Origin of the sequence: Streptococcus sp. HMSC061D10, from assembly GCF_001808865.1 — a bacterium.
Classification (GTDB): domain Bacteria; phylum Bacillota; class Bacilli; order Lactobacillales; family Streptococcaceae; genus Streptococcus.
Map to the genome: position 1 here is coordinate 1 of NZ_KV794998.1, position 21394 is coordinate 21394.

Annotated in this window: 16 protein-coding genes and 1 riboswitch; of the genes, 1 reads left to right on the top strand and 15 read right to left on the bottom strand. The window is 38.7% G+C overall.

The features are described from left to right. Together HMPREF2728_RS10780 and eno are read right to left on the bottom strand one after the other, a co-directional pair. Positions 1-1527 (bottom strand): YSIRK-type signal peptide-containing protein (locus tag HMPREF2728_RS10780; RefSeq protein ID WP_186822183.1); only part of this gene is annotated, 1527 nt, incomplete at its 3' end. Positions 1528-2035: 508 nt separating this feature from the next. Next, a complete protein-coding gene (gene eno / locus HMPREF2728_RS02370) occupies positions 2036-3340 on the bottom strand; it encodes a surface-displayed alpha-enolase (protein WP_000022825.1) in 1305 nt (434 codons plus the stop codon). A 164-nt stretch (positions 3341-3504) separates the two neighbouring features. Here eno and HMPREF2728_RS02375 point away from each other — a divergent pair, with 164 nt between their 5' ends. After that, positions 3505-3951, top strand: coding sequence for a DUF1694 domain-containing protein (locus HMPREF2728_RS02375; RefSeq protein WP_075226937.1), 447 nt, complete (start codon positions 3505-3507; stop codon positions 3949-3951). Here HMPREF2728_RS02375 and HMPREF2728_RS02380 read toward each other — a convergent pair. The 13 genes from HMPREF2728_RS02380 to guaC all read right to left on the bottom strand — a co-directional run bounded on the left by HMPREF2728_RS02380 (position 3948) and on the right by guaC (position 21357). Further along, the gene (locus HMPREF2728_RS02380; protein WP_075226938.1) at positions 3948-5063 is read right to left on the bottom strand and encodes a glycerate kinase; all 1116 of its coding nucleotides are present in this window, start codon (positions 5061-5063) and stop codon (positions 3948-3950) included. The genes HMPREF2728_RS02375 and HMPREF2728_RS02380 overlap by 4 nt on opposite strands. A gap of 16 nt (positions 5064-5079) precedes the next feature. Further along, a complete protein-coding gene (gene serB / locus HMPREF2728_RS02385; protein WP_075226939.1) occupies positions 5080-5721 on the bottom strand; it encodes a phosphoserine phosphatase SerB in 642 nt (213 codons plus the stop codon). A 62-nt stretch (positions 5722-5783) separates the two neighbouring features. Then, the gene (gene glgA / locus HMPREF2728_RS02390) at positions 5784-7217 is read right to left on the bottom strand and encodes a glycogen synthase GlgA (RefSeq protein WP_049510192.1); all 1434 of its coding nucleotides are present in this window, start codon (positions 7215-7217) and stop codon (positions 5784-5786) included. Then, positions 7214-8353, bottom strand: coding sequence for a glucose-1-phosphate adenylyltransferase subunit GlgD (gene glgD / locus HMPREF2728_RS02395; RefSeq protein ID WP_075226940.1), 1140 nt, complete (start codon positions 8351-8353; stop codon positions 7214-7216). The genes glgA and glgD overlap by 4 nt, the downstream gene beginning before the upstream one ends. Continuing rightward, positions 8343-9485 carry a glucose-1-phosphate adenylyltransferase gene (locus tag HMPREF2728_RS02400; protein ID WP_075226941.1) on the bottom strand — a complete coding sequence of 381 codons (1143 nt, stop codon included), beginning with the start codon at positions 9483-9485 and terminating at the stop codon, positions 8343-8345. The genes glgD and HMPREF2728_RS02400 overlap by 11 nt, the downstream gene beginning before the upstream one ends. Further along, positions 9475-11403, bottom strand: coding sequence for a 1,4-alpha-glucan branching protein GlgB (gene glgB / locus HMPREF2728_RS02405; RefSeq protein WP_075226942.1), 1929 nt, complete (start codon positions 11401-11403; stop codon positions 9475-9477). Before glgB ends, HMPREF2728_RS02400 begins: the two co-directional genes overlap by 11 nt. Positions 11404-11776: 373 nt before the next feature. Further along, on the bottom strand, positions 11777-12817 hold the full coding sequence (locus HMPREF2728_RS02410) for a DMP19 family protein (protein WP_075226943.1): 1041 nt from the start codon (positions 12815-12817) through the stop codon (positions 11777-11779). A gap of 232 nt (positions 12818-13049) precedes the next feature. Then, positions 13050-15329: a type I pullulanase gene (pulA, locus tag HMPREF2728_RS02415; RefSeq protein WP_075226944.1), complete on the bottom strand. Its 2280-nt coding sequence runs from the start codon at positions 15327-15329 to the stop codon at positions 13050-13052. A gap of 32 nt (positions 15330-15361) precedes the next feature. Further along, entirely contained in the window at positions 15362-16312 is a 951-nt protein-coding gene (locus HMPREF2728_RS02420) for a diacylglycerol kinase family lipid kinase (RefSeq protein WP_075226945.1), read from the bottom strand. Between the two features lie 3 nt (positions 16313-16315). Beyond that, complete coding sequence (ligA, locus tag HMPREF2728_RS02425; RefSeq protein WP_075226946.1) at positions 16316-18274, bottom strand: NAD-dependent DNA ligase LigA; 1959 nt, start codon at positions 18272-18274, stop codon at positions 16316-16318. 93 nt (positions 18275-18367) lie between these two features. Continuing rightward, positions 18368-19627: a nucleobase:cation symporter-2 family protein gene (locus tag HMPREF2728_RS02430; RefSeq protein ID WP_075226947.1), complete on the bottom strand. Its 1260-nt coding sequence runs from the start codon at positions 19625-19627 to the stop codon at positions 18368-18370. Then, on the bottom strand, positions 19627-20208 hold the full coding sequence (locus HMPREF2728_RS02435) for a xanthine phosphoribosyltransferase (RefSeq protein WP_075226948.1): 582 nt from the start codon (positions 20206-20208) through the stop codon (positions 19627-19629). Before HMPREF2728_RS02435 ends, HMPREF2728_RS02430 begins: the two co-directional genes overlap by 1 nt. Before the next feature lie 76 nt (positions 20209-20284). Then, positions 20285-20381: riboswitch (purine riboswitch) on the bottom strand. Further along, complete coding sequence (gene guaC / locus HMPREF2728_RS02440) at positions 20374-21357, bottom strand: GMP reductase (RefSeq protein ID WP_049529533.1); 984 nt, start codon at positions 21355-21357, stop codon at positions 20374-20376. Its footprint overlaps the riboswitch before it by 8 nt. Positions 21358-21394: the final 37 nt, after the last annotated feature.

A 21394-nucleotide genomic window follows, 5' to 3' on the forward strand; every position in this document is an offset into this window, starting at 1 on the left:
GAAGCTATCCTGAACTTTATCAGCTGGAGTCTTATCGCCTGCTCCTTCAAAGGTTACTGTTTGTTTAGTTGCTTTTGTCACATCGTTTTCTACTGGAGCAGTTGCTCTATAGTAGTATACAATTTCATTAGTTGCATTCAAAAATGGATTTTCTAAACGTTGGGTATACGGACGTCCATTAGCTGCAGTACCATTATACTCAGTTGTTTCACCTTTTCCTAAAGTTGTTTCATGAATCTTTTTACCACTATAGTAGACCTCAGCCTTCATAGTTCCATCCATGTTCAGTAAAGTATATTTAATCTCGAGGTTAGGTTGAGTCACTTTTGTAAAGCTATCACCTACTTGCTTCCAAGGAGAAATATAGCCACTTGGAGAACCTACAATCTCTTTATCGACTAGTTCGTAACCCTTTAATTCTGCCGCGGTAGTATCAAAACGCATTCCAGTCAAACCATTTAAAGTATGAGAAGGAACCAATTCTTTATTTGTATCTTTATCCTTAAATCGTACAGTTACTGAATTATTGGTAGGAATCAACCATCCATCTGCATAAAAAATACCTTGGCCTTGTTTAGTTGAAATTTCTGGACCGTTATACAAGATATAAAAGTTTGCAACTTGATTACGAGTTTTTGTAATATTCGGCATATCACCGATAGAAATGGAATCCGCATTTCGATTAATGAGTATTTTCTGGTCACGCTTTTTATACTTATATACAAATTCCTTAGAATTAGTATTTTTATCCATGATAATCTCTTGCTGCAACTCATTTTTACGGTTATAAAATTCTAGTTTTACCGTGCCATCAGTCGTATACCCATTTGGTGTTCGATCTGACTTAGCAGATATAACCACATAACCATCAAACGAATTAATGTAAGTGAACTGTGGATGTCTTTCTTGTTGATCCAATTGAACAAAAGTATACCAGCCATCACTACCATCATGATACTTAGTAGAGTTATTATATCCATTCGGATGAGACGAGTCGCTTGAAGTATTTTCTTTTGGTGAAGTGATACTGATAGTTCCCCCTTTTACTACTGCGCTAGAATCAAGTTCACGACGAGTTCGTTTCAAAGAGTCAGCGGTATCAACAGATACACTTCTATCTTCTGCATTAGATTTATCTAGTTTATCCTCAATTTTTTTATCTGAATTTTCTGCGGTAGCATTTACAACTGAATTTGTTGTTGACTCAGATGATAATGGTTGAATTTCTTTATTATTTTCTGAACCTTGATATTCTTTAGAATCGATACCTGGAATAACTGCAGGTGCTTCATAAGTTGATTCAGTTTTCTGATTATCTTTAAGTAAATCAGATTTATTTTTTTCAGTAATGGTTTGATCTCCAGTAGCTTGTGAAGTGAGCTCATTAGCTGAAACAGTCCCACTTCCTAGAAACATCAAACCTGTTGCGATTGCAACTGAAGCCGCTCCAAAACTGTACTTTCGAATACCAAAACGAGTATATTTCTCAGTCCGAAAATCAGCTTGTTGGTTTCTTTTAATTTTCATTAAATTGCCTCCTTATTCATATATAAAAACTAACATTTATATATACCTCACCTAGTATAACAAAATTATTTTCAACTATCAAATTATAACAGATGTTTTTTTTAGAAAAAAATAATTTTATAACACTTTAAAAGATAATTTTTGAAGCTTTTCGAACTTTTTGGTATTAGATATCTAAGATTTTTACATTTAGTGAACTAGATATCTTACTTGAACCATTTTATAATATCATAGAGATGAGAATTATATTTTTTCTAAATCAGGGTTATTATTTAAGAAAATATTTCTCTGACTTTTCGAAACACAAATTACGTAAAATTTAAAATATGAATCAATAAGTGTCTTGGATAAGGTTATAAAAATTTTTTAAAAAGTTTTGCCCCTTTTTTGCCCCCCTGAATAAAGAAAAAGCCCTTCGGATAAAATCCGAGGGGCTTAAAACGTTGTTAAATCAACGACCGAACTTTTGAGTTTCAAGGTTCGGGATAAAATAGTTCACTGAACTATTTTATTTCTTAAGGTTGTAGAATGATTTCAATCCACGGTATTCAGCTACTTCACCAAGTTGATCTTCGATACGAAGCAATTGGTTGTATTTAGCGATACGGTCAGTACGTGAAAGTGAACCAGTCTTGATTTGTCCTGCGTTAGTTGCAACTGCGATGTCAGCGATTGTTGAATCTTCAGTTTCACCTGAACGGTGTGATACAACGGCAGTGTAACCAGCTTCTTTAGCCATTTCGATAGCGTCGAATGTTTCAGTAAGAGTACCGATTTGGTTAACTTTGATAAGGATTGAGTTAGCAGCGCCTTCAGCGATACCTCTTTCAAGGTAAGCAGTGTTTGTTACGAAGAAGTCGTCACCAACCAATTGAACTTTACCACCAAGACGTTCAGTAAGAGCTTTCCATCCATCCCAGTCGTTTTCATCCATACCATCTTCGATAGTGATGATTGGGTATTTGTTTACCAATTCTTCAAGGTAGTCGATTTGTTCTGCAGAAGTACGAACAGCTGCTCCTTCACCTTCGAATTTAGTGTAGTCGTAAACTTTACGTTCTTTATCGTAGAATTCTGATGATGCACAGTCAAATCCGATAAATACGTCTTTACCTGGAACATAACCAGCAGCTTCGATAGCAGCAAGGATAGTTTCAACACCGTCTTCAGTTCCTTCGAAACGAGGAGCGAATCCACCTTCGTCACCTACGGCTGTTTCAAGACCACGAGATTTAAGGATTTTCTTAAGAGCGTGGAAGATTTCAGCACCCCAACGAAGAGCTTCTTTGAATGTTGGTGCACCAGCAGGTACGATCATGAATTCTTGGAAAGCGATTGGAGCATCTGAGTGAGAACCACCGTTGATGATGTTCATCATTGGAGTTGGAAGAACTTTAGTGTTGAATCCACCAAGGTAGCTGTAAAGTGGGATTTCAAGGTAGTCAGCAGCAGCACGAGCCACAGCGATAGACACACCAAGGATTGCGTTAGCACCCAATTTACCTTTGTTAGGAGTACCGTCAAGTGCGATCATAGCACGGTCGATAGCTTGTTGGTCACGTACATCGTAGCCGATGATTGCTTCAGCGATGATGTTGTTTACGTTGTCAACAGCTTTTTGTGTACCAAGACCACCGTAACGAGATTTGTCACCATCACGAAGTTCAACTGCTTCGTGTTCACCAGTAGAAGCTCCTGATGGAACCATACCACGTCCGAAAGCACCTGATTCAGTGTAAACTTCTACTTCAAGTGTTGGGTTACCGCGTGAGTCTAGGACTTCGCGAGCGTAAACATCAGTAATAATTGACATTTTTTACTCTCCTTATTGAGTTAAATTTTTTACACCTCTATGATACCTTAAAAAGACTCCTTTTTCAAGGAAAAACGTTATCTTTGTGCAAATTTTCCTTAAGTTTATAAAGTAATCGCTTTCTTTCATCTGTTTTCTCCTTTATTTTATGATATACTATTTTTATGACTGATGTATCAAAACAAATCCTAGAAAAAGCTCATGGTGGGCTTAAACTAAATCCAGATGAACAGAGACGTTTTCTCGGAACTTTCGAGGAACGTGTCCTTGGCTATGCAGACCTTGAAACAGCTGATGATGATAAATTTAAAAATGGATTTTTAACAATTATAGAAACCTTTAAAAAAGAGACTCAACCTCTATTTGTCAAAATTTCTCCTCAGGTAGAGTTTGATAAACAAGTTTTTTATCTAAAACAATCCAAAGATGCTGACTGCCAAGCGACCATCGTTTCTGAAGATCATAACTCTTCTCCTTTTGGCCTAGTCATCCATAGCGATGCCCCTGTTCAAACAAGTGAAAAGGACCTCAGAAAGGCCTTTTCAGACTTATGGCAGGAAAAAGAGATGAAAAAAGCTCCTACTTCTCTTTGGAGAAAGTGGTTTGGTTAATTTTTCTTCAAAGCTAAAATTTGACCAATGTTTGCAGCTGTATCTTCTAAATAGGTAGCTGCATTTTTTAAACTATCTTCTAATGGTTCGCTTTTCTCTAATATTGAAAAAGCAGCTATGACATTCTCAAATGGTAAAGGAGGTAAATCCTCAGCTAAACTACCACAAATAGCAATAACTGGAACACCATCTGGTGTTCTTTTTGCTATTCCAATTGGCGCCTTACCAGATAAACTTTGAGAATCTAACCTACCTTCACCAACAATAACTAGATCTGCATCTGCAACGTTTTTATCGAAATTGATTATATCTAAACAAGTTTGGATACCAGATACGATCTCTGCTCCAGCAAAAGCACATAAGCCAGCCGCAATACCACCACCTGCTCCAGCTCCTTCAAGGCTTAAAATTTCAGGGGCAACTTTGTGGTAAAAGTTTTCAATAGAAGCATCAACTTCTTGAAATTTTGTTGGATTCAATCCTTTTTGCTTTCCGAATGTATAGGTGGCACCGTGAGTTCCACAGAGTGGATTGGTAACATCTGCTAAGATTTTGATATGCACATCAGAAGGAATAGATATAACTTTCTCCTTTGAGATATCAGTAATTTCAAACAAAGACTGACCAATAGCTAGAAGTTCATCTCCATTTTTGTCATAGAACTGGTAACCAAGTCCTGAGGCAATTCCAATACCACCATCGTTACTGGATGTCCCACCAACTCCTATATAGATTTCTTTCATTCCTTGTTCGATTAAATATAGGATCAGTTGACCAATCCCCTTTGTTTGAATCTTTAGTGGATTTCGTTTTTCAACAGGAATTTTAGCAAGCCCAACTAAATCGGCCACTTCGAAAAGAGCAAGTTCTCCTTTTTGAACATAAGTCATTTGAACTTCATCTCCAAAGGGACCCGTCACTAAAGCAGTTTTTTCTACAAGACCAAGTGAATTTTTAATGGCATCTACTGTTCCTTCCCCTCCATCGCCAACAGGTAAGAGCAAACATTTCGATTCAGGTAGAGCCTTTTTAAAACCTCGTTTAATAGCTTTAGCTACTTCACTTGCAGGGAGACTCTCCTTAAAAGAGTCAGGTGCTATAACAATTTTCATACACTCATCTTTCTAATCAAAGGAAATCTATCAGATTCAATACTTTTGTTAAATCTCTATCTTCAATTTGAAGGTGAATTTCCTCTTTCACGATTTCTTTGGCACAGAAACCAATGCCGATTCCAGCTCTCTTCAACATCGCTAAATCATTAGCTCCATCTCCAATAGCAATTGTTCTATCGATTGGTACCTCTAATTCATCAGCCCATCTTACTAGGGTTTCTTTTTTAACTTCTCTGCTTATAATAGGACCAACAAGATTTCCGGTTAAATGACCATCTCTGATTTCCAGTTGATTAGCAGCAAATAATGAAATCCCTAAATCTTTTGCTATTCTTTCAACCACAGGTGTAAATCCCCCCGAAACTAAACCCACTTCTATCTGATTTTTTTGCAGAGTGTTAATAAATTGCGCAGCATTTTTACTAAGGTGTAGTTCATGATAAATCTTATCAAAAGTATCTACAGATAGTCCTTGTAATAAAGAAACACGTTTTCTCAGGCTCTCTTCAAAATCTAGTTCTCCCCTCATAGCTTGGGCCGTCAGCAGAGCTACTTCATTTTCACACTCTGCTTCTTTCCCCAACAAATCAATAACTTCCTCTTCTATCAGTGTCCCATCTACATCCAGTACACAGAGTCCTTTAATTTTTTTCATATAATTGCCTTACTTTCAGAATCTCAAAAAATCGTATGAAGGTATCATACGATTTTAACTATTTAGTTTGCTAAACTGTGATACAAATCAAGATATGACTTGCAGGCTGTATCCCAAGAGAAATCACATTCCATAGCTTGAACTTGCATATTTTTCCAAACATCAGGATGGTTGTGATAAACATCCAAAGCTGTTTGCAATGCCCAGTTGAGCCAGTATGGAGTTAGGTTGTTAAAGCTAAAGCCTGTACCTGTTCCTTCAATTGGGTTAAAAGCTTGAACAGTATCTCTAAGTCCACCCACCTCATTTACTAAAGGAAGCGTACCATATCTCATGGCCATCATTTGTGAAAGCCCACACGGTTCAAAGCGACTTGGCATGAGGAAAATATCACATGCTGCATAAATCTCTTGAGCTAACTTCACATCGAAAGTAATATTGGCAGAAAGTTTTTCTGGGAATACTTGACTAAACCAAGAGAAAGCTTGTTCAAATCCTGGATCTCCAGTTCCCAAGAGAACAATTTGAATATCCTCTTGAAGCATACGATGCAGGCTTTCAACCACCACATCAAAGCCCTTCTGACGAGTCAAACGTGACACGATACCAATCATTGGAACATCAGGACGTACTGGAAGACCAACTCTTTCTTGAAGCTTCGCTTTATTTTGAGCTTTTCCTGACAAATCAGATTTGTTAAAATGATACTCAAGTAAAGAATCCGTCTCTGGGTTGTACAAATCTGTATCAATACCATTAACAATACCTGAAACCTTACCAGATTCCATACGAAGAATCTGATCAATACCGCAACCAAATTCTGTAGTCATGATCTCATAAGCATAGCTCGGTGACACGGTTGATACACGATCTGCATAGAGAATACCTGCCTTCATCCAGTTAAGACAATCATTCCAACGAACTGTTCCATCAGCATAGCGCTCAAATCCAACCCTGAACAAGTCCCAAAGCATGCTTTCAGAGAATTGACCTTGAAATTCCAAGTTATGAATGGTCAAAACAGTCTTGATTCCTTGGTAAGCTTGAATCCATCTGTATTTTTCTTTCAACAAGAACGGAATCATTGCTGTATGGTAATCATGAGCATGGAGGACGTCAGGTATGAATCCAATACGCTCCATAGCTTCAAGGGCAGCAAGTTGGAAGAAGGCAAAGCGTTCACCATCATCGAAGTCTCCATAAACATGTCCACGGAAGAAATAATATTGATTGTCGATAAAGTAGAAGGTAACACCGTTTAAAACAGTTTTCTTAATTCCACAAAATTGTCTGCGCCAACCAACATAGACTTCGAATTGAAGGACATCTTCAATCTGATCACCAAACTTGGCTTCTACCATGTCATAGTAAGGTAAGATAACAGCAACCTCATGCCCAGCTTTTACTAATGATTTTGGAAGTGCTCCGATAACGTCTCCCAAGCCACCTGTTTTTGAAAAGGGCGCACCTTCGGCTGCTACAAATAAAATTTTCATGAAAGGATATCCTCTGTTACTTTTTCGCCTTTTTTGATGACAACAGGATTTTCTGCTGTACCTCGAATGACAACTCCCTCAGCTATTTCAGCACCCTTATCTACGACTGCATACTCGACTTGCGCACCTTCACCAATGACAACACGAGGGAAAACAATAGATTCTTTAACTAAGCTATCTTTATGAATTTGAACATTACGAGAAATAACCGAACGAACAACTTTACCTTCGACAATACTACCAGAAGCAAACTGCGAAGTATTTACTTCACAACCAGGTGCATAGTAAGTAGGCTCTTCGTTTTTAACTTTAGTGTGAATCTTTTGATTTGGTGAGAACAAAGAGTAGAATTTATGCTGATCAAGCATATCTAAATTAGCTTGGTAGTATGTTTCTACTGAATGAATATTTGCTAGGTATCCTGTGTATTCATATGCAAAAGCACCTTCTTTAGCTGCTAAATCACGAAGAACATAACGTAATTTTTCTGGATATTCTTTTTGAGCTTCTTCTTCTAAACGTTTAATCAACCATTGAGTATCTACAACAAAGATATCTGTTGACATGTTGTAGTAATCTTGATTTGATTTTTTATCAAAGAGTTTGTGAGAAACCACATGGTCAGTTTCGTCGATATCAAGGATTGCATTTACTTCTGAAATGTTCTTCTTAGGCAATTTCTTATAAACAACTGTGATTGGTGATTTTGTTGTATTATGCAAATGGAAAACTTGATTGAGATCAATATTCACCAAAACATCAGAGTTCAAGGAAACTGTTTGGTCTGAACCTGAACGTTTTAAGTAAGTTAAGAGTTGTTTATAGTACTCTTTTCCAACAGTACTGCTCTCTACACGAGTATTGTAGATTCCAAGATAGTAGTGGCTAAGAAGTGTATTCAAGCCCCATTCACGTCCTGAACGAATATGGTCAAAAACTGAGCTGATGTTATCTTGTTGGAAAATTCCAAAGATACTACGAACGCCTGCATTAGCTAAACTTGAAAGCGGGAAGTCAATCAAACGATACTTTCCTCCAAATGGTAAAGTTGCCACTGGACGGTTACTTGTCAAGGTTGACATATCATGGAAACCAACGGTATTTCCTAAAATCGCTGAATATTTATCAATCTTCATCTGTTGCTACCCCCACTACTTCGTTATATCCGACTACTTGTACTTCTTCTGTACCATCAATTTCAACACCATCGGCAATAATTGCACCTTCACCGATGATTGCACGTGTAATTTTAGCTCCTCTACCGATAACTGCTCCACTCATGATGACAGAATCAACAACTTCTGCTCCCTTACGAACTTGAGCAGCTGTAGAAAGGATAGAGTGTTTTACTGTACCATTTACGTAACAGCCATCCACTACAAGAGAGTCTTCTACATGAGCATGTTCTCCAATAAAGTTTGGTGGAGCGATAAGGTTACGAGAATAAATTTTCCATTGACGGTTACGGCTATCTAGAGCATTCTCTGGAGAGATGTATTCCATATTTGCTTCCCAAAGAGATTCGATAGTACCAACGTCCTTCCAGTATCCATTGAATTCATAAGCATAGACACTCTCGCCTGTTTCAAGATAATTTGGAATAACATTTTTACCGAAGTCTGACATATCTAGGTTGGCCTTTTCAGCTGCAACTAGCATATTACGAAGTCGTTTCCAGTCAAAGATATAGATACCCATTGATGCCTTAGTTGATTTTGGTTCAGCTGGTTTTTCTTCAAACTCAACAATACGATTATTAGCATCTGTATTCATGATACCAAAACGGCTAGCTTCTTTTAGTGGTACATCCAAGACAGCAACTGTCAAGCTGGCATTATTGTCCTTGTGTGATTGGAGCATATCATCATAGTCCATCTTGTAGATATGGTCACCTGAAAGGATCAAAACATACTCAGGATTGATACTGTCGATATAGTCGATATTTTGGTAAATGGCATGACTTGTACCTTCAAACCAACGATTTCCTTCACTTGCAGAGTAGGGTTGAAGGATAGAAACACCTGTGTCAATACCGTCTAGACCCCAACTAGAACCATTACCAATGTGGCTATTGAGAGCTAGTGGTTGATACTGTGTAATAACCCCAACATTATGGATACCAGAGTTGGCACAGTTTGAAAGAGCGAAGTCAATGATACGGTAGCGCCCACCAAATTGCACGGCAGGTTTAGCAATGCTTTGAGTGAGTTTACCGAGACGAGTTCCTTGCCCACCAGCAAGGATTAAAGCTAGCATTTCATTCTTCATTTTCTACTCCTTTTTGAGTTTTATTAGCGACTTTTTTAGTAGGTTTGATGCGACGTTTGATTTTCCAAATACTTGCTCCCATAGCTGGCAAGGTAAATGTCAAAGTCTGCTCATAATCCTTCCACAATCCTTCTTGAGTTTGAACTGTTTGGTTATGCTCTTTCCACACACCACCCCATTGTTCTAACTCTGTATTCCAAATTTCTTCATAAATACCTGCAACAGGAAGACCAATTGTAAAATCAGGACGTTCAACTGGTGCCATATTGAAGACACAGACTAGCATCTCGCCTTTCTTACCTTTTCGGATAAAGGATAGGACGCTTTGGTCTCTATTATCCGCATCAATGATTTCAATACCATCGTAACTTGTATCAATTTCCCAAAGACAACGGTGATCTTTATAGAGCTGATTCAACTGTGATGTAAAGTATTTCATCTTGGCATTCATTGGATCTTCGAGATTTGACCACTCTAATTGCTCTTCTGACTTCCACTCTAAGAATTGACCAAATTCACTACCCATAAATAGTAATTTCTTACCAGGGTGACAAATTTGATAGGTGTAGAGATTTCTCAGGCCTGCAAATTGATTGTAACGATCCCCCCACATCTTATGCATCATACTCTTCTTACCGTGGACAACCTCATCATGTGAGAATGGTAGGAGATAATTTTCATTAAAGACATACATGAAGCTGAAGGTCACAAGATTAAAGTCATACTTGCGATAAATTGGATCTTCTTCGTAGAATCGTAGGATATCATTCATCCAACCCATGTTCCACTTGTAGTCAAATCCAAGTCCACCCATTTCCTTCATGCCAGTAATCTTTGTACCAGAAGAAGACTCCTCTGCAATCATCATAACATCCGGATGAGCTAGTTTAATAACATCATTCAAACGTTGTAGGAAATAATAGCCTTCATAGTTGAGATTGCCACCATCTTTATTTGGTGTCCATGGAGCATTGTCATAATCTAGATAGAGAATATTACTTACGGCATCTACACGAATACCATCTAGGTGATAGAAATCTATCCAGAACTTAATGCTTGAAATCAAGAAAGATTGGACTTCATTTTTACCTAAGTCAAAGTTGAGTGCTCCCCAACCGTAGTTGTTAGCCTTATTATGATCTTGGTATTCAAAAGTTGGTGTACCGTCGTAGTATGCCAAAGCGTCGTCATTGATTGTAAAGTGTCCAGGTACCCAGTCCACAATTACTCCGATATTGTTGATATGACATTCCTCAACGAAGTCTTGAAACTCTTCAGGACGACCATAGGCATGCTCTAAAGCGAAGTAACCCATGAGCTGATAACCCCAACTCAAACCAAGTGGGTGAGCCATCAAAGGCATAAACTCGATGTGAGTATAGTTCATCTCAACGAGATATGGGATGAGCTCTTCTTTAAGTTGAGCAAAGCTATAAGGTGTTCCATCAGGATTTCTCTTCCAAGATCCTGCATGCACCTCATAAATGTTGACCGGTCTCTCAAAAAATCCCCAACGTTTTCTACGAGCTAACCAGAGCCCGTCCTTCCATTTTTTCTCAGGAATTTCTGTTAAAACAGCTCCTGTACCCGGACGTGCTTCATAGCGAACAGCCAAGGGATCAATCTTCATGAGCTGATGGCCATTAGCACGAGTAATATGATATTTATAAATATGTCCCTCTTGAGCTAAAGTTGTAAAAACTTCCCAAACTCCAGATTCATTACGAACCATGGGGATTTGATTTTCAACCCAGTTAGTAAAATCACCAACTAGATGGACAGCCTGCGCATTTGGCGCCCAGACACGGAATGTATAGCCATACTCACCGTCTCTTTCTTCACGATGCGCACCTAAATAGTGTTGAAGATGGAAATTTTCGCCACTAGTAAAAGTTCTTAAAGCCTCAAATTTATCCATTGAATCCCCCTTTTATTGTAAGCGTTTTCTTATTTTTATTATACTACCTTTTAAGAGAAGTTTCAAGTAAATTACTATATTTTTAAAAATTATTTTGAAAATCTGAAAATAATTCTCTGATGCGTCCTGGGAAAATCATTTTAATTTTCCAATTTATCTTCGCCTCTTTTCATTTTCTTACATTTTTATATAATAGTAACAAAATATTCGGATTTAAGCAATTTTTAGCCTTATATTTTTGAAAAATACATTGAAAATCCGTAAATATTGAGTTTATAACATTCAATTTAGATTGCAACTATTCAGAAACAAGGGATTTCTCCCAAAAAATAGAGCAGATCTTCCAATCTGCTCTTTCTTTATTTACTATTCTTTACGATTTATCTGCACTTCCATGAAAAATGAATTTCTCTGGATATTTTTTGATAAAACTTAGCTCATTCTCATTTCCATCATAATCATAGACAAAATTATCTGCTTCATCCAATTTCTCATAAAAATCATCGCCATACTCTTCTTCCATCTGTGCTAGCAGCTCCGATCTTTCTTCTCTAACAAAGGAGATAGTTCCACCAAAGTATGCAAGGAGATTTTTGAAATTAGCAGCATGCTCCTTCATTCCAAATAGTTCGAAGCCCTTTAAAGTATCTTTCCAGACAATCCCTGTCGAATTATCGAAAAATTGATAGTGACCTCCATTGTTTACTTCGATAAAATACCAGATAATTGCCAGAAGGTATCTTTGTTCTAAAGTAAAGATTTTTGCAGAATCGAGATAGTCTTTATAGGTGTTATAGATGTTAACAGTTTCGTATACTGGTTCAATAATATCCCAAGAGTCTTCTGCATTTTGAACATCTTCTATCTTAATATTCTTGTATAATTTCTTATTCTGTGCAGTTTTCATTTCTTGATTAGTTTCATTAGCATTTTCAAAATAGTATTTCTGAAGCAGGGGATATTCTGTTGGCTTGCCTTCAAAAACTTCCTTTAGAGAACCTACTTTAACCAACTCAATACACCATTCAATGACTGGATTTGTTGAGGAATCAGCATTTTTGATAGCATTTTCTAATAAATCTAGAGCCTGATTAGCTTCAGTTTCAAAGTCCTTGTTCGGATCACTAGATAAACGCCAATGGGTAAAACCATTTCGATAATACCAAATAGCATCCCTATCTTCTTCAGAGACCATCTCTAAAACTCTTTTGGCTTCTTCGAATTGACTCCAATTATTATAGACTTTGGCTAGTTCACTAAGGACTAGTCCACTTAAATTTTCTAAGCCAAGCTCTAAAAGAATTTCTATTACTTTCTCGAATTGGAAGTTATGCTTAATGTCTTTAAGACACTGAACTTTCTCCGATTCATTTAATGTGATAAATGTTTCCAGCGTAATTGTATTGATATCCATAGGTATCTCCCACTAAAACTAATGAACTTTTATAATTTTAATTCAATTTGTAATGAAACTTCTGCTTTTTCTATCGTCTCCAAGATAAACTTTCTAGAAGTATAGGCCGAGATAAAAAATCCCGACCTCACATTTTAGTAGAAATGAGTCTTTGAAATACTTTTGTTCATTTATTGGACTCTGCAAAATAGTTTTGCCCTACACTTCATTGTGTCAATCTTCAATCTAAGACTTACGATAAAACATTCATAACTGCCACACTGACATCGTCAATGGCATTTTCTTGGTTAGAACGGCTATTGGTTACCAACATTTCTAGGTTTCCTGCATTTTCATAGTAATAGGAAGCCCCTTTAGCATTGAATACAACCAAGAAGTGCTCTTCGCCACCATGAATCTCATAAACAATCCAACCACTATTTTCAATGGCCGTGTGTACAAAGACATGACGGTAGACTTCTTCATAGGTAGGGTATGAAAAGGCACTGTTTTGTGTTTTAAGTCGGATAATCTGACGAACAAACTCGATACTATCTTGACGCTCATTGATCAAATCCCAGTTGACTTGGTTGACGCTATCAGGAGCATTGTAACTATTCATAGCTCTCTCACGATCTGCGTGAGTCAACTCACCATTTTCTCCTGTAGCTACAAGCTTGGTACGGCCAAACTCTTGCCCCAACTCCATGAAGGCCATCCCTTGCATGAGAAGGTTCATGGCTGTCGCTGTTTCTACTTTCTTCATGATACGTTTTTCACTCTCCGTTGGATGAAGGGTTTTAAGCAAATCATGCAAATTGTAGTTATCGTGGGCTTCTACATAGTTAAGAACCTGATTGGGGCTAAGGTAAGAACCCAGCTCTCGGCTTCCAAGGATAGCCTTTGCGACGATCGGTTCAGTTCCAGCACCACTGACGAAACCAGATTTGATAGAGCCATAGACTTCACAACCTTTGACCGCATCACGTTGATTATCATTAAAGAATCCAATGTTTGGCAACTGGTAGGCGTTATCTTTCTTAGCCTTATCATAAGGAGCAAGACCAGTTCCCATATCCCATCCTTCTCCATAAAGGATGATTTTAGGATCGACTTCGTCCATAGCCCAACGAATCATCTGCATAGTTTTGACATCATGGATTCCCATCAAGTCAAAGCGGAAACCGTCAATATTGTACTCTTTTACCCAGTAGAGAAGGGAATCAATCATATACTTACGGAACATTTCGTGCTCACTGGCAGTTTCGTTCCCGACTCCTGTTCCATTTTGGTAAGTTCCGTCATGGTTCATTCGATAATAATAATCAGGAACCGTTGTTTGGAATGGCGCATCCACCGTTGAGAAGGTATGATTGTAAACAACATCCATAATAACACCGATACCAGCATCGTGATAAGCTTGGACCATGGCTTTCAAATCACGGATAGCTTGACCTGGATCGTTTGGGTTTGTAGACATGCTAGTTTCTGGAGCATTGTAGTTTTGTGGATCATATCCCCAGTTATAAGTTACATTTCCATCAGCGTCGTATTCTTTATGACGGTCAGCAATTGGTTGCAACTGAACATAGTTGACACCAAGTTCTTTGATATAGTCAAACGAAGTCGACTGACCATACTGGTTAACTGTTCCAGTTTGCGCTGCACCTAAGAAGGTTCCTCTTAATTCTGGCGCAACACCAGATGTTTCAGACTTAGTCAAATCACGGATATGCATTTCATAAATGACTGCTTGGCAAGGATTTTCCAAACGCCAAGTTGCTTCTGTACCATGCTTGACCTCAAAGCCTTCAACCTGTCGATCTTGATTTGAGACAATGGCTGAACGTTTTCCAACAGGACTCGTTGCAATGGTATATGGATCACGAGTTAATGACTGGTGATGAGGAAAGTCAATTTGGTAGTGGTAAGCACGACCTGCTAGGTTTTCTGGGACTGTTAAGCTCCAAACACCAATGGTATTATACTTGTGGCTATAGGAATAACTATTTCCTCGCTCCATTTCAAAGATTTTAAGGATAGGAGCGTCATTGCTCGCTGATTCATAGACAACTACTTGGACAGATGTAGCTGTTGGTGCCCATAAGCTAAAACTTGTTTCATTTTCAGAAACTTGACATCCCAACTCTCCTTGATAACCCCAGTGGTGGTCGAAACTCGCACTATTGATTGCCTTGTCAAAAGCAAAAGGATTTTGGTCTTTATAGTGGGGACTGGCAATAGCTGGATTTTCAGAATAATAAACTGTATCGTCTCCATCCAAAATCCAAACCTCTGTCAAAAGTGGATAGTAATTGAAACGAATAGGATACTCTTTGCTGACACCGTCTTTTTCAACGCTAAAAGTCATGGTTTCAAGGGCTACTTCACTCGATTGAGTCAGTGAAAATTTGGCTCCAAAGTATTCTTCTTTGATAAGCTCTACTGAATCTACTGTTTTTTTACTGAAACTGCAAGCCTCGTAGGCTTCATCCTTACGATGATAATGAATAAGTACAGGATAATTGTACATAGTTCTCCCTAATTTCTAAATTAAATTTGATTTTATATGTTAATCATAATTTCTTGATCAATCGCCTCACGATTCACAAAAAACTCAATGTGATTATGGCACACTTCCAAATCTACTGGTGTGTCGCCACCGTATTCTCCATCAAGATTAAGCATAAACGGCTCTTCCTGATCCAAAGTTTCAATTCGGAGTTTACTAGTTTTCAGATATTCAACATTGACATCTGATACGTGTTGGCCTCCGTTCATGGCTTGAACTAGCAGACTCAACATATCTAGGATTTTATCTGTCTTTACTAGAATAAGCGTGAAATTGCCATCATCCAGCTTGGTATCAGGTGCAAATTGCTCAAATCCACCGATAGAATTGGTCAAGGCAACAAAGACAAGAGAAACTTCTCCTGTAAAAATTCCCCAATCATGGTAAATACGAACAGGACGGGCTTTGGATTTTGGGAACATCTCGATGCCTTTAGCAACGTAGGCCAGATAACCCAGACGCGTCTTTAGTTCACTCGGAACACTAAAAGTTAACTCCGTAAGAGCTCCTGCCGCAGCAATATTGATGAAATACTTATCGCCAAAAGCACGACCAATATCAATTTTCTTGGTTTCATTTTTGGCAATGATCTTCGCTGCAGCAACTGGATCCCCCATAGGGATTTTCAATGCTCTTGCATAGTCATTGGTAGTTCCAGTAGGAATGATGGCTATCTTTGGACGATGTTCCAGAGGTGCAATTCCATTAACCACTTCGTTGATGGTGCCATCGCCACCAGCTACTAAAACCAAATCAAAGCCAGCTTTTGCAGCTCTTTCTGCTTCTTTCTGGGCTGACAGGTGTTCAGGTTTGGTTTGGAAAGCACTGGTTTCATAGCCTATGCTCTCTAACACTTCTAGGACTTCTGCGATATTTTGCTTGATCATTTCCTGGCCTGATGTCGGATTATAAATGAGACGTGCGCGTTTTTTTTCTTCTTTCATAGATTACAAACTCTCAAGCCAAGCTTCATCACGAATCTCTATTCCCAGTTCTTGTGCTTTTTGGAGCTTGCTTCCTGCATCTGCTCCTGCTACAACAAGGTCTGTTTTTTTCGACACACTACCAGTAACCTTGGCTCCTAGACTTTCTAATTTATTTTTAGCTTCTGAGCGATTAAGACGCTCTAGCTTTCCTGTCAATACGACAGTTAGACCAAACAAGGCTGCATTTGCTGCAACAGTCTGTCCTTTGTAGTCTAGATTAACACCTGATTCTTTCAATTCCCTTAAAAGGATTTCAGAACCCTCTGTAGCAAAATAGGTCTGAAGGCTTTGGGCAATGACACTTCCCAAACTTTCGATACTTGCAATTTCTTCAGGATTGGCTTGTGCTAGCGATTCGATTGAGTGGAAGTTTTGTAAAAGCAACTGACTTACCTTACTTCCTACATGACGAATCCCCAAACCAAACAAGAGTTTTTCAGCAGAATTTTCTTTGGATGCTTGAATAGCCTGGTAGAGTTTTTGAGCAGATTTTTCCTTGATACCATCTAGCAAAAGCAATTCTTCCACAGTCAAACGATAAATATCTGCAACATCCTTAACCAAATTGGCTGCAAATAGTTTCTCAACGATTGATGGACCAAGGCCAGAAATATTCATAGCATCACGCGATGCGAAGTGCGTCAAACCTTCCTTGATTTGAGCAGGGCATCGCGGATTGATACAACGAAGGGCAACCTCATCTTCAAAATGCAAAAGCTTACTGTCACAACTTGGACAGTTTGTTGGAATATCTAGTCTTTCCTCTGACACACGCTTGGATTCTACCACTCGTAAAACAGCTGGAATGATATCCCCTGCCTTATAGACAATGACGGTGTCATCCTTACGGATATCCTTTTCAGCGATATAGTCGACATTATGAAGGGTTGCACGACTTACAGTTGTACCTGCAAGTTGCACTGGAGTAAGATTAGCAGTCGGAGTCACAACTCCTGTACGCCCTACTGTCCAGTCAACAGAAAGAAGTTTCGCTTCTTTTTCTTCTGCTGGGAATTTATAAGCGACTGCCCACTTAGGTGCTTTGACTGTAAATCCTAGTTGCTCCTGACCAGCTAGATCATTGACCTTAATCACAACTCCATCGATATCATAAGGCAACTGATCTCTTTCTCGACCAATTTCTTGAATAAACGCCCAAACCTCATCCATACTATGAGCTAATAGACGTCTTTGATTAACCACAAAGCCTAACTGCTCTAAATGATTCAAAACCTTCTCTTGACTATCCCGAGTTGAAGGACTAGCTTCCTGATAAAGGAAGGTTGCAAGATTACGTTTGGCTACTACTGCTGTATCTAACTGACGAAGGGTTCCTGCAGCAGCATTTCTTGGGTTGGCAAATTCTGGCTCCCCATTTTCTTGACGAGATTGATTGACCTGGTCAAAAGAAGCTATCGGCATATAACATTCACCACGAACTGTAATATCTATTTTTTCTGGTAATGATAACGGAATGTCTTTCACTCGTTTAAGATTTTCAGTGATGTTTTCACCGATGGAGCCATCACCTCGAGTTGCCCCAGCAACAAAAATTCCCTGCTCATAAGTCAAGGAAATCGATAAACCATCAATCTTCAACTCACAAATATAAGTGACATCATCTAATTCTTTACGAACACGCGCATCAAAGGCGTCGAGTTCTTCACGTGAAAAAGCATCCTGCAAACTATAAAGAGGATACTGATGACTATATTTCTCAAACCCATCAAGAATCTTTCCACCAACACGATGTGTCGGACTTTCTGGTAAAACTTGGTCAGGATGAGCTTTTTCTAACTCTACCAATTCACGATAAAGACGGTCATACTCACTATCAGATACAGATGGATTATCACTTGTATAATACTCTGTCGCATAGCGATTGAGCAGTTCAACGAGCTCTTTCATTCTTTCATTCATAGAACCATTTTACCATAAAAAGGACTCTATAAACAATCCTCAAGCTCTAAAAAAGAAAATGAGAAGGATATTTCTATCGCTTCTCATTTATTTTTATTTTTTACGATTCAAAATAGCATTCAAGACGATGGCTACTGTACTTGCAATGACAATACCATTTGAGAAGAACATTTGTAATTCAGTCGGTAAAGTATTGAAGAGATTACTTCCATTCAATCCAACCCCAGCAGAGATAGAAACTGCTGCAATGAGGAAGTTGTGTTCATTGTGTTCGAAGTCTACACGCGCCAAGATTTGCATCCCTTGGAGAGACACGAAACCGAACATGACGAGCATAGCTCCACCTAGAACAGGACTAGGAATAATCTGTGCCAAGGCACCGAACTTAGGCAAAAGACCGAGCAAGATAAGGAAACCAGCTGCGTAGTAGATTGGTAAACGAGTACGAATACCTGAAAGTTTCACCAAGCCTACGTTTTGTGAAAATCCTGTATATGGGAAGGTGTTGAAAAGTCCACCAAGCAGAACAGCGAGACCTTCAGCACGATAACCATTGCGAAGACGAGTGCTATCGATTGGATCTTTAGTAATATCAGAAAGGGCAAGATAAACACCAGTTGATTCTACCATAGATACAGTAGCGATAATACACATCATGACAATAGAAGAAATCTCAAATTGCGGAGCACCGAAGTAAAATGGAGTTGGGATATGAACGAGTGGAGCTTCTGCTACTGGTGAGAAATCAACCAAGCCCATTGTTGCAGCGATAATGGTACCTGCAATCAAACCAATCAAAATTGAAATAGATTTGATAAATCCTTTGGTAAAGATATTGACCAAAAGAATAATGAGGACTGTAATCATTGCCAAGGCTAAACTTTGTCCAGTTGGTTTTTCAACGTTATTTCCCATATTTCCGATGGCAACTGGAATCAAGGTCAATCCGATTGTTGTAATGACAGAACCCGTTACGATTGAAGGGAACAGATTGGCAACCTTAGAAAAGATACCTGAAATCAGGATAACATAAATCCCTGAAGCAATCAAAGCACCAAACATAGCACCACTACCATGACTCTGACCGATCATGATAAGAGGAGCAACAGACTGGAAGGCTACCCCAAGAACAATAGGTAAACCAACACCAAAATGTTTATTGAGTTGCAATTGTAAGAGAGTTGCAACCCCACACATAAAGATATCTGTTGAAATAAGGTAGGTCAACTGTTGAGCTGAATACCCTAAAGCACTTGCAATCATGATTGGTACCAGGATTGAACCTGAGTACATGGCTAGCAAGTGTTGCAAACCAAGAACGGCTGCCTGTGAGTGGTTTTCCTGTTGTTTCATTAGATGTCTGCCTCCTTAAATATAACTTTTCCATTTTCAAAACGCTCTAATCGCGCGAGTGATACTACTTGATGGCCTGATTTTTCTAGCAGTCCACGACCATCTTGGAAAGATTTTTCAATCACAATTCCGATAGCTTCAACTGTAGCACCAGCCTGTTCAATAATCTGAATCAAACCTTTAGCTGCTTGACCATTAGCCAAGAAATCATCAATAATCAATACTTTATCTTGAGGAGATAAGAACTTACCTGCAATAGATACGGTACTAGTTACTTGTTTAGTGAAAGAATAAACTTCAGCGGTTAAAATTCCTTCATTCATAGTGATATTTTTTGCCTTTTTAGCAAAAATCATGGGAACATCTAACTGTTCAGCCACATAAAGAGCTGGGGCAATTCCAGATGCCTCAATGGTTACGACTTTGGTAATACCAGCATTTTTAAAATGCTCTGCAAAAGTACGACCAACCTCGCGCATCAAGGAATAATCAACTTGGTGGGTCAAGAAAGAATCCACCTTAAGAATATTCTCACCAAGAACGTTTCCGTCCTTTAAAATTCGTTCTTCTAATAATTTCACAATAACCTCCGAAATAAAAAGAGACTTACAAAGTAAGCCTCTGGGAAACAAAGAAATAGATTTAACACCTATCCTTATATCTCTGCAGCTTACTCATTGTTAGGTATTTACGGTACCTTGTAGAAACGCCACGCCAATTCGTGGCATAAATAAGTAATAGTAATATTAGTGAGCATCACCATTCCAGATAGAATTTTTCACAATGACATAGTCAACGTGACGAAGATCAGCTACCTTTCGACCTCCAGCATAAGAAATCGAACTTTGCAAATCCTGTTCCATCTCAGTCAAGGTATCTTGCAAATGTCCTTTGGCAGGAAGAAGAATTTTCTTACCTTCGACGTTCTTGTAGGCACCTTTTTGATATTCTGAAGCTGAGCCATAGTATTCTTTGAATTGTTTACCATCAACTTCAACTGTTTTACCAGGACTTTCGATATGCCCTGCAAACAGTGAACCAATCATCACCATACTTGCACCAAAGCGGATTGATTTGGCGATATCACCATGTGTACGAATACCACCATCGGCAATAATCGGCTTACGCGCAGCTTTCGCACACCAGCGAAGGGCTGCTAACTGCCAACCACCAGTACCAAAACCAGTTTTGACCTTAGTAATACAAACCTTACCTGGACCGATTCCGACCTTAGTAGCATCTGCACCAGCATTTTCAAGTTCACGCACGGCTTCTGGAGTTCCAACGTTTCCAGCAATGACAAAGGTATCTGGCAATTCTTTCTTGATGTGCTGAATCATTGAAATAACGCTATCAGCATGACCATGAGCGATATCAATAGTGATGTACTCTGGTGCATCATCCTTTAATTGACTAACAAAGTCATACTCGTAGTCTTTAACACCTACTGAGATTGAAGCAATCAAGCCCTGATCGTGCATACGTTTGACAAAAGGAATGCGTCCCGCTTCATCAAAACGGTGCATGATGTAAAAATAGCCACCCTTGGCAAGCTGTTCAGCAACATCTTCATCCAAGATAGTCTGCATATTAGAAGGAACAACTGGCAACTTAAAGGTATGTTTCCCCAAGGTCACATGTGTGTCAGCTTCTGCTCGACTTTGAAGGACACACTTATTTGGGATTAGCTGAATATCTTCATAGTCAAAGATTGGAAATTCGTTTAACATATTTCTCTCATTTCTCTTCTTTAGACTTTCCTAAAGT

What these genes read in the sequence shown, in the direction of transcription:
- eno (WP_000022825.1), bottom strand. Translation starts at nt 3,340, where the DNA reads ATGTCAATTATTACTGATGTTTACGCTCGCGAAGTCCTAGACTCACGC.
- HMPREF2728_RS02375 (WP_075226937.1), top strand. Translation starts at nt 3,505, where the DNA reads ATGACTGATGTATCAAAACAAATCCTAGAAAAAGCTCATGGTGGGCTT.
- HMPREF2728_RS02380 (WP_075226938.1), bottom strand. Translation starts at nt 5,063, where the DNA reads ATGAAAATTGTTATAGCACCTGACTCTTTTAAGGAGAGTCTCCCTGCA.
- serB (WP_075226939.1), bottom strand. Translation starts at nt 5,721, where the DNA reads ATGAAAAAAATTAAAGGACTCTGTGTACTGGATGTAGATGGGACACTG.
- glgA (WP_049510192.1), bottom strand. Translation starts at nt 7,217, where the DNA reads ATGAAAATTTTATTTGTAGCAGCCGAAGGTGCGCCCTTTTCAAAAACA.
- glgD (WP_075226940.1), bottom strand. Translation starts at nt 8,353, where the DNA reads ATGAAGATTGATAAATATTCAGCGATTTTAGGAAATACCGTTGGTTTC.
- HMPREF2728_RS02400 (WP_075226941.1), bottom strand. Translation starts at nt 9,485, where the DNA reads ATGAAGAATGAAATGCTAGCTTTAATCCTTGCTGGTGGGCAAGGAACT.
- glgB (WP_075226942.1), bottom strand. Translation starts at nt 11,403, where the DNA reads ATGGATAAATTTGAGGCTTTAAGAACTTTTACTAGTGGCGAAAATTTC.
- HMPREF2728_RS02410 (WP_075226943.1), bottom strand. Translation starts at nt 12,817, where the DNA reads ATGGATATCAATACAATTACGCTGGAAACATTTATCACATTAAATGAA.
- pulA (WP_075226944.1), bottom strand. Translation starts at nt 15,329, where the DNA reads ATGTACAATTATCCTGTACTTATTCATTATCATCGTAAGGATGAAGCC.
- HMPREF2728_RS02420 (WP_075226945.1), bottom strand. Translation starts at nt 16,312, where the DNA reads ATGAAAGAAGAAAAAAAACGCGCACGTCTCATTTATAATCCGACATCA.
- ligA (WP_075226946.1), bottom strand. Translation starts at nt 18,274, where the DNA reads ATGAATGAAAGAATGAAAGAGCTCGTTGAACTGCTCAATCGCTATGCG.
- HMPREF2728_RS02430 (WP_075226947.1), bottom strand. Translation starts at nt 19,627, where the DNA reads ATGAAACAACAGGAAAACCACTCACAGGCAGCCGTTCTTGGTTTGCAA.
- guaC (WP_049529533.1), bottom strand. Translation starts at nt 21,357, where the DNA reads ATGTTAAACGAATTTCCAATCTTTGACTATGAAGATATTCAGCTAATC.